Origin of the sequence: Butyrivibrio sp. FCS014 (assembly GCF_000526935.1) — a bacterium.
In the GTDB taxonomy this organism is placed as follows: Bacteria; Bacillota; Clostridia; order Lachnospirales; family Lachnospiraceae; genus Butyrivibrio.
Window position 1 is genome coordinate 161,380 of record NZ_JAHA01000019.1, and the last position, 19,567, is coordinate 180,946.

Sequence of the window (19,567 nt, forward strand, 5' to 3'; positions counted from 1 at the left end):
AATTTAGCTGCATTTCCATAAAAAAATACAAGATATGGTAACAAAAATTTAATAATTTTTTTATAATTTCATCGTTATTTTTCATAATGCAAAGAAAAGCTCCCCGAGGGACGGGGAGCTCTCCTTTGATTGTGTGTGTGAGGTGAATTTCTATTATAGCAACTTAATCGGGTCCATTATTTATTATCTGTGTTTACAGATTTTCCGGCCTTCTCCTTGGCATTACGTCTTCTGTAGATCTCCTCTACAGATACGCCTGTAATAGCTGCCAGGATGAGGAGCCACCACCATGAGAAGCCCTTCTTAGCTTCTACAGGGATTGTATCAGCCTTAGCTGTATCTTCATCTTCGATAGTTGCAACTACGGTATCCTCAGCCTCAGGCTGTGTCTCCTCTACAGGAGTCTCTGCCAGTGCAACTTCCTCATCAGCGATATCTACTGTAACTTCTGCGTTGCCGGTCCCACGGCCTCTTCCGGTATTTGTTCTTCCGGCGAGAACTGCCTGTGCTCCGTCAGCTGCTGCTACATCAGCGATAGCCTGAGGTGTAACTGCTACTACTGTTCCTGCATCGTCAGCATCATCATTTGTAGACTGATCATAAGATCTGGGAATAACAACCCTGAATGATCCGCCATTGTTAAATATCCTAACTGCCTCGTCTGCGGCTGCCTGTGCTCTCTCATAGTTCTCCTGAGCCTCGGTTGCTGCGTCTACTGCATTATCGTACTGAGCTTTAGCGTTTTTATATGCTGTCTGAAGACTATCTATAGCCTCAGCGCTTACGCCCTGCTGTGTCTTGAGGTTATTAAGAGCTGCTGCCATTTCAAGAACTTTCTGGTAAGCTTTCTTAACAGCTTCAAACTTCGCATTAGCAGCCTTCTCTGCATCTACCGCCGCAAACAGAGCATTTGTTGCATCAATAGCTGCCTGTTGCTTTTCTTCTGCGTTGCTGTTAGCGTTGTTAGCCAGGGTCTGGGCCCTTGTCAGAGCATCTTGTGCGGCTTCTACGAAATCATCTGCCAGTCCCTTGAAGTATTCTGCAGACTCAAGCTCACCCTTCTTAGCAGCTGCATCTCTTGCCCAGCCATCTCTGATAGCTTCAGCTGTATCAAGTTTGCCTTTTGCAGTAATAACTTCTCCTGCCGCTTTTTCAAGCTCAGCGAGGGCTTTCTTGCGCTCATTTTTCTTTGTGTTGTACTTGCTCTGTGCTGCAATGTATCTGTCATATGCAGCATCATATGCATCGCCCTTGCTCTCTGTATTTCTTACTGCTTCTTCATATGCTTTCTTAGCAGCATTGAACTCATTCTCAGCCTTTGTCTCAGCTGCCACAGCGCTGTTGTATGCAATCTGCTTTCTGGTCTGCTCACCTACTTTGTTATTGTAGGTTGCTATCTTAGTCCGGTAATCAGAATCAGCAGCGATAAACTCGAGGTCAGCTTTTCTATGCTCTCCCTGAGCATAGATCACAGCATTAGCCTGCTTAGTCTGCTCCTTAAGGGCTTCGATCAGAGTAATATTAACATCATAGGCCTCACCCTTAATCTGATTTTCATTCTTAGCAGCTTCATTATAACGCTCGAGAGCCTCTCCAGCTTCCCGCTTCAATGTTTCAAGTGTCTTCTTAGCCTCTTCGACTTTTGCGTTAGCTTTTGTTACCTTATCATCAGCATCTTTCTTTGCATTCTGAGCTCTAGTAAGCTCACCGGATAATCTCTCTACCTCATTGATAAGATCTGTGTATGCCTTATTTAACTTCTGAAGATCTTCTCCATCTTTCTTAGCTTTCTTAGCAGCTGCATCATAAAGTTTCCATGCATCATTAGCTTCTTTTGACTCTGCACCAAATACACCGCTTAAACGCTCCCATTCACGCTTAAGTTTGTCTCTGGTATCCTCAGCCTTCTCAAGAGTCTCCTTTGCCGTTGTGTACTTTGTATTCCACTCAGACTTCTGATTCTCTGCGTTCTGAAGATTATTTTTTGCTGTCTCGAGATCCTCTTCTGCTTTTCCCTGAGCCGTTGTATACTCGGAAAGCTTGCCTGACCAGGTAGTTACATCATTTTCAGCTGCTGTAACCCTACCATTAGCCTGTGAAAGAGCTCTTTCTTTTGCTTGTTTCTCATTCTGTGCAGCTGTTATTGTGTGGTTCTTATATGCATCGTAGAAGTCTGACTCTTTGTAGAACTCTTCTGAAGAAGCAATTCTTGTTGCAGGATATTCATACTCTACATCCTTTGTAGACTCGTGGTAGTATGTCTTTACTGTTGTTGTTTCAGTCTCGGTGTGTGTGTAGGTATAGTTCCTTCCGTTCCAATCAACGTCCTTCTCATCAACAGTGATTGTCTGGCCGTTCTTTTTGTAAGAATATGTTACTTCCGTATGCTCTGTAAGATATTCCCATCCAAATCCAACGAAATGATACGGTCCCAAAAGGCCCTGTCTTACATTCTTGTTAGGAATAACATCACCATTGTCATTTGTATAATACTTATTTTCGGTCCTTGTAACATTCTCTGTATAAGGTTTCTCTACTTCCTTCTCTTCTTCTCTGTAGTACTGCTTCTTGCTGCGGTCATATGTCAGATCATCTTTATTTACGTCTGCAACATTGCCCTTCTCATCTCTCATGCAAGGAACTTGCTGGGTTCCTTTTGCCATGTAATCCTCTGTTGTTACCTCATTGATGATCAGCCAGTGAGATGAGTTCTCCTTGCCGTTATAATTTGACTTATCCTCAAGGACGTAGTTGAACTTTTTGGTTACCTCATTGCCGTTCTCATCCTTGTATGTTGCAACAATATAGTCTCCGTCCACTTTCATAGAAGTGATATTGTCAGCTTTTACGCCGGTATTACGAAGCTTGAATTCAATAAGTTTCTTGGCAAGATTATCATCGGCATTCTTGAGATCTGCTTCGGTATGGTCCTCGTCATTAAATACAGCCATTTCTTTTTGCTGTGCCGTACGGATTGCAGCAATATATTCAGCCTCTGTAAGATTATTCTGAGCTGTAGTAAGTTCTGACTGTGCTCTTATTACGCCTTCCTTTGCCTGTTCAACTGCTTGATTGGCTTTTCCGAGTTCCGTAGCTGCAGTAGTAACAGCATCTTTAGCATTCTTAAGATCATCCTCGGCCCTCTTCTTAGCTCCTGCCTTCTCTTTAACAAGTTTCTCGGCATCATCGAGCTTTTCCTTTGCAGCCTTTACAGCCTTTGAAAGATCACTGTTAGGACCACACGCTTTTACTGCTTCATCATATTCTTTCTTAGCATCATTTTTGGCTTTTTCAGCAGCATCAGCCTCACCCTTGGCTGTGTTATAAGCTTTCTCCAGATCCTCAACATCTTTAACAAGTTTCTGATATGCTTTATTTGCATCATTGTAGGCCTTCTCTGCTACGTCCCTCTTGCCTACAGCTTCATTAACTTTACCCTGTGCTATATCAACAGCTGCCTTAGCTTCAGCTGCCTTGCCCTTCAGAGTCTCAACTTCTTTTTCCAAATTTGTTATTGCAGATTCCTGGGCTGTTACCTGAGCTGCTTTTTTATTGAGTTCACCTTCAGCAGCCTTTGTTGCCTTTACAGCTATCTCAACCGCCTCTGCAGCTTCCTTCTGCGCCTTCTGGGCATCTGTTACAGCTTTATCAGCATCAGTTTTAGCATTATTAGCTTTTTCAAGAGCAGTTAAAGCTTCAGCATGCTCCCGGGTCTCTCTGTCAAGAACCTTCTTTGCTTCACTCATTGCTAACTCAGCAGATGAAACAGCGTTGTTTGCCTTTTTAAGAGCCTCCCATGCATCATCAGCATTCTTAGAAGCCTTACCATACTTAATTACAGCTGCATCATAAGCTGCCTTCTTAGTTGCCTGATCACCTAATGCTGTAAAATATGCTTTCTCTTTAGCAAGTGCATCACCATAGGCAGCATCATATTCTCTGTCAGCCTTATCCAGTTCATCATTTGCAGTATTATAGGCAGCCAGCTTCTCGTTGAAGTTATTTACAGCATCATCGTACTTACCCTGAGCCTCATTAACTCTTGCCTGAGCCTGTACTACCTGGGCCTGTGCCGCATCATACTGGCCCTGCCAGAATTCAACAGTCTCTTCCCATGCCTCTTGAACGTCCTGAGCAAACTCAAGGGTCTTCTCAGCTGCTTTAAGCTCCTTCTGAGCCTTTGCTGCAGCACCATTTGCATTATTGCGTTCACTGATAGCCTTCTGATTATTCTCTCTGGCTGTCTTAAGGTTAGCCTGAGCAACCGAAAGAGCTGCCTCTGCCTCATCGTAAGCAGCCTTTGCTGCATCGATAGCATCCTTAGCGTCGCCGGCATATACTGTTTTTCCTTCAAGATCTTCTGCATTAAGACCATACTCTTCGATGATCGCATCAAGCTTATCCTGAGCTGCCTTAACCTTGTTAGTTGCCTCTGTATAAGCATTTCTTGCATCTGTAAGAGCCTTCTCAGCTGCATCAGCATCAGCCTTTGCATTTTCAACTGCCTTATCAGCAGCCTCAACCTGAGCCTGAGCTTCTACCACATCGTCGTTAGCCTTATCAACATTCTGCTTAGCCTGAACTCTTGCCTGATTTGCAGCTTCATAGGTTGAATAAACAGTTTCTGCAGCAGCCTTTACACTGCCAGCTGCCTTTTCTGCATCGTCAGCTGCCTCGCCGGCCTTCTTTGATGCATCTGCAGCATCCTCTGCCTCTGTCTTAGCTGCTTCTGCAAAGGTCTCTGCATAATTAACAGCATCCTCGCTAACTGTCTCTTCATATTCCTCAACAGCAGCTGTTGCCTGTCTATTTACATTATCAAGATTCTTTACATTGTTACCAATATTGTCGATAGCCTCTGATGCCTCGCCAAGTTTCTGGTCAATGACATTTTCATCGGCCTCAATCTGAGCATTCTCAGAAACGGGATTCTGAACATCTGCCTGCGCATTCTCAATAGCAGGAGTCTCTGCCTGAGTAGTCTCTTCCTTGCCTGTCTCGATTGCTTTCTCTACTTCAACCTTAGCTTCAACTACTTCCTTTGATACTTCTACATTCATGGGAGCTGCTACCTGTGCAGGAGCAACCTCTGTAGGAGCAGCAACAGGCTCTGATGCGCCATCTTCTGATGCAGCAACACCTTCATTAGCCAGAGCTGTTACGGGCTGGAGCATCATGCTTGCACTGATTCCAATGGAAAGCGCCTTGATTATCTGTCTGTCAATTGTTTTTCTCTTCATAAATTTTCCCTCTCACACACATTTTGACTCGATTTTTGGGTTACTGTTTAGATCGCTTCTTCCGATCCGATATGATCGAACAAATACTGCAGAACATCGTTGGTAAACTTCTTGGAGCAGAATGCTACTGTTCTGTTCTCGCCGTCTTCATCTTCTCTGATGCAGTCAGCGTACATGATCAATGTCTCTGCAACTACGATGACATCTTTTCCTACGAGAGAAGGCGTATCACCATTTACTGTGATTGCGATTCCCAGGGGGCTGATGTTCTTAACCTGTCCGTAGTACTTCTCCTGTGTATTTCTGTCTACGATCACACTGTTTGCACTGAAATCCACTCTGTTGATTTTTCTGCGTTCTTCCATTTTTGTTTTCACCTCTCCAATCTTTTGCAAAATTAAAGAGCCTTAACCAATGCGTACTTAATTTAGTTTCAGTGCACATATTAAGGCTCAATGTTACGGGCGTTCCTTAATACCAATATGGATTATACAGGAACGCTCATCATAAAAGCAATCATATTTTACTTTTTTAATGTAATTTATGATTATTTTATATGATATGATTTATTAAGTTTGTGATCCGGTGAAAATAAATTAGATATCAGTTCTTGAAACTGTGTACCGGTGCGGGGATTCGTCCTCCTCTGTTAACAAATTCATCGCATGAAAACTTATTGACAGGCATGATAGGTGCATATCCTAAAAGGCCTCCGAACTCAACTGTTTCGCCAACTCCCTTTCCAATGACAGGGATAAGGCGCACTGCTGTGGTCTTCTGGTTGATCATACCGATGGCCATCTCATCTGCTATGATACCGGCAATGGTGGTATCCTTTGTGTCTCCGGGAATCGCGATCATATCAAGTCCCACGGAGCATACGCAGGTCATTGCTTCCAGCTTCTCCAGGGTAAGAGCTCCTGCCTCAACGGCATTGATCATTCCCTGATCCTCACTTACGGGGATAAAGGCACCTGAAAGTCCTCCCACATAGGATGAGGCCATGACACCGCCTTTTTTGACCTGATCATTCAAAAGAGCCAGCGCTGCCGTTGTACCCGGTGCTCCCGGATGTTCTACGCCGATCTCATGAAGGATGTCGGCTACGCTGTCACCGATGGCAGGCGTAGGAGCCAGTGAAAGGTCAATGATTCCAAAGGGAACATCAAGTCTTCTTGAAGCTTCCTGAGCCACAAGCTGGCCAACTCTGGTTACCTTAAATGCAGTCTTCTTGATGGTCTCGCAAAGAACCTCAAAGTTCTCGCCTCTTACCTTCTCAAGAGCGGTCTTAACTACCCCGGGGCCGCTTACTCCGACATTTATGATCTTGTCAGCCTCGGTAACTCCGTGGAAAGCACCTGCCATAAAGGGGTTGTCATCGGGGGCATTACAGAATATAACAAGCTTTGCACATCCAAGGGAATCCGATTCCTTAGTGGCATTAGCTGTTTCTTTTACAATGGTGCCCATAAGCCTTACGGCATCCATATTGATACCGGTCTTGGTGGAGCCTACATTTACGGAAGAACAAACAACATCTGTGTTTGCCAGAGCCATGGGAATGGACTCTATAAGGAGTCTGTCGGCAGTGGTCATTCCCTTGCTCACAAGAGCTGAATATCCTCCGATGAAGTTTACCCCAACCTTCTTGGCAACTTCATCAAGAGTTTCCGCAATCCTGACAAAATCCTCGGGAGTCTTGCAGGCTGCGCCGCCAACTAAGGCTATCGGAGTTACGGATATTCTCTTATTTACAATGGGAACCCCAAACTCCCTTGCGATCTGGTCTCCGGTCTTCACCAGGTCTTTTGCCGTGTCATAAATCTTGTTGTAAATATTGTCACAGACCTTATCCAGGTCCTCATCTATACAGTCAAGAAGGCTGATGCCCAGAGTAATGGTCCTGACATCCAGGTTCTCCTTCTCGATCATCTCATTGGTTTCAACTACCTCATGTATGTTGATCATGTCTACCTCTCCTATCAGATTCTGTGCATGGAATCAAAGATCTCTTCGCGCTGGCACTTGATAACTACTCCGATGTCCTTGCCAAGAGCCTCAAGATCGTCGGCAACAGTGTTGAACTCCTTGTCTGTGCCTGACATGTCTACGATCATCATCATGTTGAAATAGCCGCTTACGATGGTTTGGGAGATGTCGAGAATGTTGATGTGAGATTCTGCCAGGTAAGTACATACCTTGGCGATAATACCTACTGTGTCTTTTCCTACTACTGTGATGATAGTCTTATTCATACTTCCTCCTCGATAAATCAATACTTTATATAAAATAACATAATACCTGTGTTTGTGTCATTGCTCAGTTTATAACTTTGCAATATCTTTTTCTCTCATGTTGTAATCTGTGTCCTCATCGATCATAGCGAGCATTATGTCTGCAAAGACAGGATCAAACTGCGTGCCTCTGCCCTTTACGACTTCCGCTCTGACCACATCCTGGCTTAAGGGATCGCGGTAGCTTCTTTTGCTGGACATGGCGTCATAGGCATCCGCAACAGCTATCATGCGGGCCTGCTCCGGAATGTCTTTTCCCGAAAGGCCATCGGGATATTCCTTTCCGTCATACCTTTCGTGATGATACCTGGCACCGGTGACCAGTTCAGGCATATCCTTGACCGCTGAAAGTATCTTGGCCCCCATTTCAGGATGGGCCTTCATAACGGCATATTCCTCGTCGGTAAGCTTGCCGGGCTTGTTGATAATGGCATCGGGAATACCTATTTTGCCTACATCGTGAAGCAGCCCCATCATGTAAATCTTGCTCTGGGCTTCCGGGTCATAGCCAAAACGTCTGGCGATCTCCCTGGAATATTCCGCAACTCTTCCGGAATGACCGTTTGTGTAGGTATCCTTGGCATCGATGGTCTCAGCAAGGGTTTTCACGATCTGAAGGGAAAGCCGCTGGTTCTCCATGGTCTTGCGGTATACCTCTGCGGTAAGATCATTCTGAAGCCTTACAAGCTGGATAGAATGTATCACCCTCAAAGTCAGAACCTTAGGAACAAAGGGTTTCTTGATAAAGTCCATGGCTCCAAGCTCAAGACCTTTTGTCTCTATTTCAGCTCTTTCTTCGCCTGTAAGGAATATCACGGGCGTACTTTGCTTTCCCAGCTCTTTTTCCAGAGCACGGAGTTTCGTAATGGTTTCCAGACCATCCATTTCAGGCATCAGAATGTCAAGGAGGATCATGTCCGGTTCCCCGATTCTCATATAATCAAGGAGAGCTTTGCCGGAATTCAGCATTATCACACGGATATCTTCCTGGGACAATATTCTGCTGACCAATCTTAAGATAACGCTCTCATCATCAACAACCGCAACAGTATATTCCATGCTCTATCCCTCCTGTAAAAAAGAGAAAGCCCTCCGTCTTAGATATTGTACCACCTGAAATGGCACATATCATACCGGAAGGCTCATATACATCAGAACTCCAAAACAGGCGACATATTGGATCTATCTGCCACCATAATGCGAAAATCATTTCCGTGATAGGGAGTATCCCCAAGCTCAATGCCAACCCGAACGGTCTCATAAGCCAGTTCGGGCATATTGTTCTCTTTAGACAGATGGCCGAGGAAGATTCCCTCCATGCCATCATGCAAAAGCCTGCAGAGCAGCTCGCTGCTCTTGTCATTGCTAAGATGTCCCCTGTCACTTAGGATCCTGCTCTTAAGGTAATAAGGGTAAGGACCTGTCTGAAGCATCCTGATATCGTGATTGGCCTCCAGCAAAAGTGCGTCACACCCGGTGAGGGCATCAACTGTATATTCATCATAGCAGCCAAGGTCAGTTGCCACTCCAACCTTCCTTCCGCCGCAAAAGATACGATAACCGCAGGGCTCGTAGGCATCATGGGAAATCCTCATGGGATTGACGGTAAGATCACCCACCATAACTTCCTTGTCTGCAACTACTCTTACAAACTCAGCTCCGGCGATCTCTCCTTTTTTGTCACTCTCTCTGATACCTTCAATGGTGCCGGCGGTGGCGTAAACGGGAATATCGTATTTCTTGAGAATAGTCCTGATGGCAGCGATGTGATCCGAATGCTCATGGGTCACGAAAATAGCGCTGATGTCGTCAAAAGACAGATCAAGCTGGTTAAGTCCCTCTTCTATTCTCTTCTTGCTGATCCCCACATCCACAAGAATATGGGTGTTATCACTTCCGATGTAGGTACAGTTCCCGCTGCTCCCACTGGCAATACTGGTAAAACGCATTAAAACAAATCTCCCAAAAAACTTTTTACTTCCAATATACTTCGATCTTGTCTCCCTCATGGATGGGCTGCATGTAATCAGGTGTTGAGCCGTTAAGGGTGGTGACAATGGACCTTCCGTTAGGCTTTGAAAGGTCAAAGTCGATGGCATCGAAGATATCTACAAATATGTAGTCTGCCTTACCGTGAAGGGTTATGGCAGAGTTATTTACTATAATATGAAGGTCGTGAGCCAGGATATTTTTAACTTCGTTTGCATCCTCCGGGGCCTCGGACTTCTCATAGGTTCCATCATCATCGGGAAGATCTGAGAAGCTAAGCTGTCCGCTTGCATCCGAGTGAAGTCTCTTCTCGTAATCCATATTCTCATAGGCTTCCTCATTGGCCTGGCTGATAGCTACTTCATCAGCGCTGGGGAAGTCCTTGTAGTAATCCATGATGGCTTCTTCCTGAGACTTGAACTCAACCTTGAAGTTCTCGTAAACAGGAGTATTGGCATCGCCCCTCTCGTTGTTGACGATGATCACTGTATCTTCCGTGAGCTCAATATCCATAAGTTCTGCGATCTGAGCTGCAGTGTTGTAGTCAAGGATCTTAACTTCATCACCGGGCTTGATGCTGTAGTAGCCGGTCTGTGCCTCACCGTTGACGGTGGCATACCTTGAGGCCTCAACATTCTTGCCGTTTACATTTACGCTGAACCTGGTCTTAAACTCAGGGATATTCTCAACTATAGCCTTACCGGGGTCACCTGCTGTTGAAGGAGTAACCTCAATGATATCGTTGGCGTGGATCTTGCTGTGAATGTCTGCGGGCTTGCCGTTAAGGGAAATAACCGCAGCTTCACCGGGTTCGCCTCTGGCCACTTTTTCTTTTCCGTTAACGGTGTACCTGAGCTCTTCACCTCTCTTCGGGAAAAGATCCTCATTAGGGAAGGAAGCCTGCATGGCAGCATCCACGATCTGAAGCTTGCCGTTGTCGTAGATCTTGGTCTGGGCTCCGTTGAAGGATACAAAGATAAAGTTGTTGGCCTCCTCGTAGTAGCTGATGCAGATACCAAGAGGTGTAACGAGAAGTGAATCCCTCTCGATGCCGTCGTTGTTGAGGAAGGTGATGTTCTTCATGACCTCCTCGCCCCTCAAAGCAACACGCTCCTCAGGGATATCCATATCTCTTGCGATGGCCTTGGTATAACCGGGCACACATCCGCCTCCGCCTACTACAAATACAGCGCTGACGGGCTTGTCGCCGTTGAGTTTTTTGATCTCAGTGGTTGCCTTAAGAGCCATCTCCTCAACCTTGGGCTTGATGATCCTGGCAATCTCTTTAGCTGTGATGGTCTTCTTAAGACCCATGATGTCTGTATATTCAACCTTGTCGTTGTGGCTTGCGCTGATCTTGATCTCATCTGCTGCATTAAAGTCCACAAGGCAGTGCTGGGCAATGATCTCTGTTATATCGTCTCCGGCGATTGGAAGCATTCCGTAGGCTGTGATGGAGCCGTCGTCTGTTATGCAGATATCGGAGGTTCCGGCACCTACATCCACAAGAGCAAGGTTCAGCATTCTGAATCTGTCGGGGATTGCAACCATCATAGCGGCTATAGGCTCGAGAGTCAGGTTTGCAACCTTAAGGTCCGCTCTCTCACAGGCCTTGTAAAGACCGTCAACGCAGTCATCGGGAAGGAAGGTTGCGATAAGCTCAACGCTTACCTTGCCTGCATTGTGGCCCTCCAGGTTAGCAATCTGATATCCGTCCAGATAATAATGCATTACGGAATATCCTACCAGATAAAACTTAAGGTCTGAAGTGTTATTTGCAAGGAACTCGGCATAGGCCTTCTCAACCGCGCCGGAATCCAGGTTGTAGATATCCTCATCTGTGATCTCGTGTCCGTCGGGATACTCATAGTCATAGGTTGTGCGAACGGTTCTGAGCACACGACCGGCCGCAGCGATGCAAACATCAGTCAGATGAATATCTGTCTGCTGCTCCAGTTTCTCCTTGACCTTTCTTACGGTCCCGCCAACCTTGCCGATATCATGGATCTGTCCGTCAAGCATTGCTCTGGTCTCGTGCTTCTCCACTGCCTGAGCGATAACATTGAACTGGCCGTCATTCATGTAACCCACGGTACCAACAACGCTTCTGGTTCCGATATCAAGACCGAATACCACTTTCTGATCTGACTGCTCTAAACTTGCCATCTCATTTTCTCCAATCCCCAAGTTTTTGATCTATCATAGCGGCTGTGACCTCAAAGTCCACGCCGTTATCTATCACAAAATCCGCATGCTTCCTGAATTCCTCATCAGAAAGCTGACTTGACATGATGCTGTCTGTCTTCTCATCAGAATATCCGCGGGAGTCCTTAAGTCTCTGCCGTCTTACGGCTTCATCCGCGTACACATACCACAGCTCATCTACAATGCGGTCATATCCGTTCTCTATAAGAAGCGCGGCCTCTACGAAAACGAAGTCCAACACGCCTCTGTCCCGCTCTTCATCTATTATATTAATAATAAATGTATTTACCGCAGGATGCAAAATGTTATTGACCTTCTCCAGCAGATTATTGTCGGCAAAGATCGCTTTTGCCATTTTCGCCTTGTCAATCTCCAGGTCGTCCCCCAGTATCTCTTTTCCCAGGAGATTCACCAGCTCGTCATAAGCCGGATACCCTCTCTTCTTGATGTCATTAGCCACCTGATCGGAAAAGATAATGCGGCAATTGCAGTGTTCTTCCAAATAGCCAAGGACTCTGCTCTTTCCTGCACCAACCCCTCCGGTGACGCCGACGATATTTGTCTTTCCTTTTACGAGCTTACTTTGCTTCATACCAGTCGCTTCCCGTGTGACAATCAACTTCCATGGGCACCGCCAAAGTTACAGCCTTCTCCATCTCATCCTTAAGAAGCTCTGTCACTTTCTCCACCTCATCGGGAGCGGTCTCGATAACCAGCTCATCGTGGATCTGCAGGATCAGTGCGGATTTCAGCTGTTCTCTCTTCATCCGGAAAAAGACATTGATCATGGCAATCTTCATTATGTCAGCCGCCGTGCCCTGAATGGGTGCGTTCATGGCAACTCTCTCGCCAAACTGCCTGAGGTTGAAGTTGCCGGATTTAAGCTCAGGGATGGGGCGTCTTCTTCCGAACATTGTAACGGAGTAGCCATTCTCCTTGGCCTCTGCGATCACTTTGTTCTGATAATCCCGAACTCCCGGATAGGTCTCAAAGTATTTCTCCATATACTCCTTAGCCTCGCCTACAGGGATGGACAGGTCCTGAGACAGGCCAAAAGAGCTGATCCCGTACACGATACCGAAGTTAACAGCCTTGGCATTTCGCCTCTGGAGAGGTGTTACCTCCTCGAAGGGTACATGGAAAACCTTGGAGGCCGTGATGGCATGAATATCGTCTCCCTCGTGATAGGCACTGATAAGTCCCTGATCCCCTGACATATGAGCCAGGATCCTGAGCTCGATCTGTGAGTAGTCTGCATCGGCAAATACGTAGCCGTCCTTAGGTACAAAAACCTTTCGGATAAGCCTTCCAAGCTCGGTTCTCATGGGTATGTTCTGAAGGTTGGGCTCTGTTGAGCTTATCCTTCCTGTTGCAGTAATTGTCTGGTTGAAGCTGGTGTGGATCCTGTTGTCCTCTTCAATAAATGCAGCCAGGCCGTCTGCGTAGGTGGACTTAAGCTTCGCCAGTCCTCTGTATTCAAGGATATCCGCAACAATGCTGTGGTCCGGAGCAAGTTTCTCCAAAACATCCGCCGCTGTGGAATATCCGGATTTGGTCTTCTTCTCTGCAGGAAGTCCCAACTTCTCGAAAAGGATCTCTCCAAGCTGCTTGGGTGAGTTGATATTGAACTCGCACCCGGCAGCCTCGTAGATTGCCTTCTCCAGCTCGCCAATCCTCACGGAGAGCTTGTCTCCGTACTCTTTAAGTGCGTCCCTGCGGGCTATGATTCCCTCTTTTTCCATTGCGAAAAGAATGTATGAAAGAGGCATCTCTATATTGTAGAAAAGTCCGGTCATGCCGGTCTTATCAAGTTTCCTGCGAATCGGCGCTGCTGCGCTTCTGCACACAAATGCTATCTTGCAGGCATAGTCTCCAACTGTCTTCTCATCGGCTTCGGAAAGAGAAGTCTTGCCAAATACGTCGGCTCTTTTCTCCAGAGGGAGCTTTAAGTACTCGGTGCTGATGTCAGACGGGCTATAGTCGTTCTTGATGGGATTTGCAATGTAGGCACCGATAAGAATGTCAAAGCATCTTGGCTTAGTCCGGTAGCTGGCATCCTCAAGGTCTGTGCCCTTGGTCCTGTCTTCTATCTCTGCAGGGGCAAAAAGCCTGTAGCTCTCCTTAATATCAAAGGTGGACAGGCTGCAGGTCTTACTGAGCCCGGTGAGCTTCTTGCCTAGATAGTCCTCGGTGATGAAATTGATGACCGGGATGTAGTAGGCGTTGTCATCAGCAAAGCAAAGGGAAAGTCCCAGAATACTGCCCTTCTTGCTCTTGTCGGGATTGTCGGTAAGAACGTAATAACCGATGTAGTTTGCGGGATCTGCCGCGCCGTATGCTTCCGCCTTCTTGAATATCTCCTCCACCTCGCTGTAATCCGAGGTGATGTTGGCTGTTATGCTGATAACCGCCGGGGCCTCAAAGCTTCCGCCCGGGGCAAAACGCGTAAGGCTCTCTTCCAGGAAAGATAAGTCCTGCTGCGAAAGAATGGTCTTATCTCCAAGGAGGTCACGAAACTTCCCGACCTGCCAGGATAGTGCCGGGGTGAGGGCGCCGGCGGGTTCTGAAGGGGCGATCTCGATGTTCTGGTATTCTCCTGTCCTCAGCAGGGACAAGATCTTGTAGAGGGCGCCGTAAATACCGCCGATGTGGTTACCTTCAGCGTCAGTAAAATCCGGGATTGAATAAAACGCATCCTGTATTAAATTCTCAAGGATAATTGTAAGTCTTCCTTCAGACATATATCTCCATTCCGATCAAAGGGGTAAGATCATAGGACAATTGCGAGTGTTAGGCAGGTCTAGGCAGATCTAGGCTGCGCTTAAAGGACTATTGTGAGCGTCAGGCAGATCAGGGGCTGCTATTAAAGTACTATGGCAAGCGTCAGGCAGATAACTGCCAGAGCAGCCACCGCGATCTCCAGAATATAACTGGTAAACACCAGGTTCCTGCGACGGCGAAGCCTTTTTCTGGCATCCTTGAGAAGATAATTCAGCTCTCCCGCAAGGTTAAAGGTATTGCCATCTTCAAGCCTCTGCATGCCGACTTTAACAAGGAACTGAATTGTCAGCTCCTCCTTGCATTCAGGACATGAGTCGATATGATCCAGGAAATCAGATAAATCCTGATTATCCAGATCATCGTCCAGAAAAAGCGGTATTAACTTGTCTGCGTCCTTACATGTCATCATGATCAGTCTACTCTTCTAGATATTGTATTTCCAAAAGGGCATTTTACATCTAATTGTACAAGATATAGAATACCACAAATGGGCTGATTCTACAACTACGGTCATCATTCACAGAAATGAATAACGAATGTGCCTATTACAAAATTTAAGCGGTAATGCGGCACATGGTGATCAGAGCGTCTGCGGTTTTATATGCCACAAATTCAAATTTTGAATGATTTAGGCTCATAAATTACATCTGCAATGTGCCGAAAACTTGGGATAAAGATATATGCAGCACAGAAAAGAGCGCAGGAACGGATTATACATGTGCCTAATACAAGACATAAGTATGTAATGCAGCACAGGGAGATCAGGACGTCTGCGTTTTTTATAAGCCGCAAATTCAATTATCGAAGGATTTAGGCTCACAAATTACATTTGCGGTGTGCCGCACTTTTACATACAAATACAATTAGGCCCACACATGGTAATCAGTTAGATCATGCGTGAGCCGAACAGCCTGTGAATAGTTACCGGCTGCCTGGAACCTGCCGGTACTGTTCGCATGGTAATTGAAAAAGAGGCCTCGCCCGGATGATCCGATCCTGATAATCTGATCAACTCCTTGGCAAAGGCCACTTTTTCAAAGGGTTAGTGAATTATGTGTAGAAGTGTATAAATCAACAGGATTATTTCTTCCTGAAGACTCTGATATAAGCAAATCCGCCTGCTGCTATTGCTGCAGCGATTGCCGCAAGGATCACAATCAGGAGGGTATTGGATCCCTGCTCGGCAGGTGCTGCTGCGAGAGGTGTTTCCTCTTCCGAAATATCTGCTGACTTCGCAGGAGTTTCCTCAGCTGCGGGCTTCTCATCATTAAGGACTACAGACTCCTCTGTCTTTGTTGCTTCCTCTGTGGTTACTGCTTCAGTCTCAGTGCTTGCTGCTGCGTTGTCTCCGGTTACTGCATCACCTGCAACTGCATCACCTGCAGCTGCATTACCTGTTGCCGCATTATCTGAAGAAGCATTTGCATTTGCGTTTGAGCCTGTGACAGTGCTCTTGCCGGAAGACTTTACGGGAGTTCTTGCCTCACCAAGAACCTGAGGTGCTGCGGTATTTGCTGATGCTAAAGCTGTACCTGCAGCTGCTGTGGAGGTATTAGCCTGGTTTACAGGTGCGCTCGCTGCGCTACTTCCACCATTGTTTGCGCCGCCATTGCCGCCGTTTCCACCACTTCCGCTTCCGCCAGCGCCATTTCCGGAAGTCCCAGGCTTAGGCACTGCCGGCTCGGGCGTATCTGTTCCGGGCTCGGGATTCGGCTTCACTTCTCCGCCTTCAGCCTCTCCCTTAACCTCATAAAGAATGATATCGTCTACATAAACATTGTGCTTCTCAGAAATTCTCTCACCTGCTACAGCTCCCATGGTCACATTGAATCTTGAAGCGATATCAGTAGGATAATTCATGGTAAAGGTATTCTCAAAGGTCTGCCACTGAGGTCCGATCTCTACAACGCCTGTTCCGCTGTAGCAGGACCAGTTGCCCTCGAACTGCTGGAGCATGTAGGAAACCTTTCTCTCAATGTCCGATCTCATCCTCAGTGAGAAGAAATATGTCTTACCCTCTTCCAGAGTTACGCCATCCTGGTTCAGCTGAACGTACCAGTCTGTGTCGCCGGTATCGTCAATTGTAATTGCAAAGGTATTGTCGTTGCCGTTCATGTTGTCAACAACGTAGGTTGCCTTAGCTCCGTCGTTGAGGTAAGGAGCAAAACCTGTCAATCCTGCATTGAAGGAACCGTTTTTGATAAGAGCAGCCTCTCCCAGGAATACGTTGTCAATGTAGTAAGTACCGGGTTTTACGAACAGAATCTCAATGTAGGATTCTTCACGGGTTTTTGAGTTTTCGACAGAAATCTTCTTTGCATATTTTCCATTTTCTCCTTTAAGTGAAGGTGTATATTCTGTTCCGGCAACATCCAGCCTTACGCCGTCTGCTGCGCCGTCTTCAGTTCTTGCATCAAAGCTGACTTCATAGGTGCCGTTTCCAAGGGGTGACAGCTGTGTCTGCTTAAGTGTTACTGTTTTGCCTTCAGGTACTTCAACCTTGAGCTCTCTTACGTTTCCTGAATTTGTAACCGAAATATTCTCAGCATCCTCATCGGAGAACTCCCAATAGCCGAGTCTTCTATCGCCCTGGTCAAAGGATCCGTTGTAGATGTAGTTGCCGTCAGGTCTAATGGTCTTTGACTTGTCCTCAGAGATCTCGTCTCCCGACTTATGTGTAAGTCTTACGTTGGAGATTGTTACAGGTGCTGTGGTGCCCCGGTTTCCTAAATTGAATTCCAGTGATCCGTTGGCGTCAGTCTTCTTTTCCATGGTAAAAGAATATGTGAATGACTGCTTCTGTGTGCCAACCGCAACGGTTGTATCCTGCATGTATCTTGTCCAGCCTCTGTCAGGACCTTCCACATCGATAACGATATTTCTGTCCTCGGTTGATACTGCATCAAATGTGAGCTCATACTCCCATCCCTTGTACATGGGGATGTTCTCCTGCTTGAGCTGAACGCTGTGATTCTGTCCGCCTACAACAGAAGGCGTGATTGTTATCGCATTGTCTTTTACCTCGTAAGTAGTACCGGCGGCATCACTCTCAAGGTGAAGCTTCCAGTTATCGGGATCAGCCCCTGCCGCTCCGTCAAAAGAGATATCTTCTGCAAAGTCACCGTTTACTACAAAATTGCCTGTAGCATCGGCCTCTCTGAACTTTACTTCGCTCTTCTCAGGCTTCTTAGCCTCTTTTTCAAGTCTTGCATATTCTTCAGCAGACTTCTGATAAACCTTTACATAGTCGATCTCATATGCTTTGTCATTCATCTGCGCATATTCAGCCTCCCCCGGATATCCTACCCAGCTTCCGCCTACTGCAAGGTTAAGGATGATATAGAAGTTCTGGTCAAAAGGTGCGGGATATGTGATCTGGTTGTCATCATCGGTTCCCGTGTACCAGTCATCTGTTGAATAAACTTCTTCTCCGTCAACGTACCAGGTTATCTTGCCGGGATCCCAGTCAATGGTGAATACATGGTACTCATCAGAGAAGCTGTTGCCTCCGAGAACCTTGGAGCCCTGATTTTCCTTATGTCCTGTGTCTGCACTGTAACCATAATGGATTGTGTGATAGGACTTTCCTGTATCCTGTCCCATTACCTCCATGATGTCGATCTCGCCGCACTTAGGCCACTGGCCGTAAAGGCCTTCGTCCGTTGCCATGAGCCAGAACGCGGGAAGATATCCCTTTCCTGCAGGCACCTTGGCTCTTGCTTCGAAACGGCCATAGGTAAAGTCGTGCTTGTTCTGGGTTGTAATACGGCCTGAAGTGATCTCACTCTGTCCGGCGCCGCCGCTTGCCTGGGAGCCCTTAATAAGGCTCTGTCCGCCACCGCCATACCACTTGTATGAAGGTACGCTCATGAAGTTGATTTCAACGTACTTATCAACATTTGAAGATGCTGTCATTGAGAATCTATAGGTGTGGCCCTGCTCCAGCTTAATTCCGTTCTGATTGAGCTGTACATGCCAGTTCTCATTGCCGCAATTGTTTATGGTAATATTTGCTTCGCCGTCAAAAGAGCATGTGCCCTCGCCGGGTGCATTGAATCCGCAGTACCAGCCATCTCCGCCGTTAAATCCGGGATTTGTCAGCATCTCATCTGAAAGGTGCTCCTCGATTGATCCAGTCAGTGCTCCGTCATCGCCTTCAGCACCTGTAAATTCAGGAGTTACAACTACAGTCTCCGTGGATACTGCAGGATCGGCAGTTTCTTCTGTTTCTTCTGTTTCTTCTGCTTCATCCGTTTTCGCAGTCTCGTCTTCTGCTGCAGCATCAGAGGTGTCATCTGCCTTATCCTCTACTACGCTGCCTGTAACTGCAGTATCGCTGCTTTCCTCTTCATTGGTCTCATCAGCTGTATCGCTCTCAGCTGCCTTAGCATCTTCTTCATCCTCAGTTTCATCCTCAGCTGCGACTTTCTCTTCCGCTAAAAGAGCAGTCTTTTTTACCTCAGCTGCCTTTGAAGAATCTTCCGTAACTGCCAGCACTTCCTTAAGAGAAGCGTCCTTTATCACTACATTGGTAGGTGTGGGAGCATCAGCAATTCCGCTGATCTTTCCCATGTTGATCTGAAGTGCGATGTCCTCGGTGACTTCATCCCATACCGTAAATTCAAAAGAAATATATGTGTCCTGTGCCTGCTCGCTTACCGCTTCCTCTGAGCCTGCCTCGTAATGGGGCTTGATATAGAGGCTTCCGTCCTTCACCTCAATGTTGCCCTCGTCAAGAGACGTGTACCTTTGAAGCTCATTGTTAACCCAGCCGGGCTCGTGGGTCTCCACATTCCAGTCGGAAGTGTTAAGACTGTTACCGTCGAAGTTGTCCTCCCAGACCAGTGAATAACCGTCATCTTCTGCGGCAACGGAAGTGCTTCCCGCAAATGCATTTCCACTGAGGGTGGTCACTGCAAGAGCTGCAGCCAGAAGACCAACAACTGTTTTCCTGAAATAAACCTTTCTCATAAATCCTCTCCTTGAAACAAAGCATTTATAAATAATTTATAAACAGATATTAAACGTTTAAGTTGATTTTCTATACAAAAAAAGAGC

At 46.6% G+C, this 19,567-nt stretch carries 11 protein-coding genes; all 11 read right to left on the minus strand.

Features of this window, described 5'->3' with window-relative positions:
• Nucleotides 1–176: 176 nt before the first annotated feature.
• Nucleotides 177–5,240, minus strand: a complete 5,064-nt coding sequence (locus T456_RS0113850) for a hypothetical protein (protein ID WP_024866616.1) — start codon at nucleotides 5,238–5,240, stop codon at nucleotides 177–179.
• A 47-nt stretch (nucleotides 5,241–5,287) separates the two neighbouring features.
• Nucleotides 5,288–5,605 carry a PilZ domain-containing protein gene (locus T456_RS0113855; RefSeq protein WP_024866617.1) on the minus strand — a complete coding sequence of 106 codons (318 nt, stop codon included), beginning with the start codon at nucleotides 5,603–5,605 and terminating at the stop codon, nucleotides 5,288–5,290.
• Between the two features lie 238 nt (nucleotides 5,606–5,843).
• Entirely contained in the window at nucleotides 5,844–7,208 is a 1,365-nt protein-coding gene (locus T456_RS0113860; RefSeq protein WP_024866618.1) for a PFL family protein, read from the minus strand.
• A 14-nt stretch (nucleotides 7,209–7,222) separates the two neighbouring features.
• On the minus strand, nucleotides 7,223–7,495 hold the full coding sequence (locus T456_RS0113865; protein ID WP_024866619.1) for an ACT domain-containing protein: 273 nt from the start codon (nucleotides 7,493–7,495) through the stop codon (nucleotides 7,223–7,225).
• A gap of 69 nt (nucleotides 7,496–7,564) precedes the next feature.
• Complete coding sequence (locus tag T456_RS0113870) at nucleotides 7,565–8,593, minus strand: HD-GYP domain-containing protein (protein WP_024866620.1); 1,029 nt, start codon at nucleotides 8,591–8,593, stop codon at nucleotides 7,565–7,567.
• Nucleotides 8,594–8,685: 92 nt separating this feature from the next.
• Complete coding sequence (locus T456_RS0113875; protein ID WP_024866621.1) at nucleotides 8,686–9,483, minus strand: MBL fold metallo-hydrolase; 798 nt, start codon at nucleotides 9,481–9,483, stop codon at nucleotides 8,686–8,688.
• 25 nt (nucleotides 9,484–9,508) lie between these two features.
• Entirely contained in the window at nucleotides 9,509–11,689 is a 2,181-nt protein-coding gene (locus T456_RS0113880; RefSeq protein WP_024866622.1) for a cell division protein FtsA, read from the minus strand.
• A 1-nt stretch (nucleotide 11,690) separates the two neighbouring features.
• A complete protein-coding gene (gene coaE, locus T456_RS0113885) occupies nucleotides 11,691–12,320 on the minus strand; it encodes a dephospho-CoA kinase (protein WP_024866623.1) in 630 nt (209 codons plus the stop codon).
• A complete protein-coding gene (gene polA / locus T456_RS0113890; RefSeq protein ID WP_024866624.1) occupies nucleotides 12,307–14,469 on the minus strand; it encodes a DNA polymerase I in 2,163 nt (720 codons plus the stop codon). The genes coaE and polA overlap by 14 nt, the downstream gene beginning before the upstream one ends.
• A 122-nt stretch (nucleotides 14,470–14,591) precedes the next feature.
• Nucleotides 14,592–14,918 carry a zf-HC2 domain-containing protein gene (locus T456_RS0113895; protein ID WP_024866625.1) on the minus strand — a complete coding sequence of 109 codons (327 nt, stop codon included), beginning with the start codon at nucleotides 14,916–14,918 and terminating at the stop codon, nucleotides 14,592–14,594.
• Between the two features lie 671 nt (nucleotides 14,919–15,589).
• Nucleotides 15,590–19,480, minus strand: a complete 3,891-nt coding sequence (locus T456_RS21545) for a carbohydrate binding domain-containing protein (protein ID WP_024866626.1) — start codon at nucleotides 19,478–19,480, stop codon at nucleotides 15,590–15,592.
• Nucleotides 19,481–19,567: the final 87 nt, after the last annotated feature.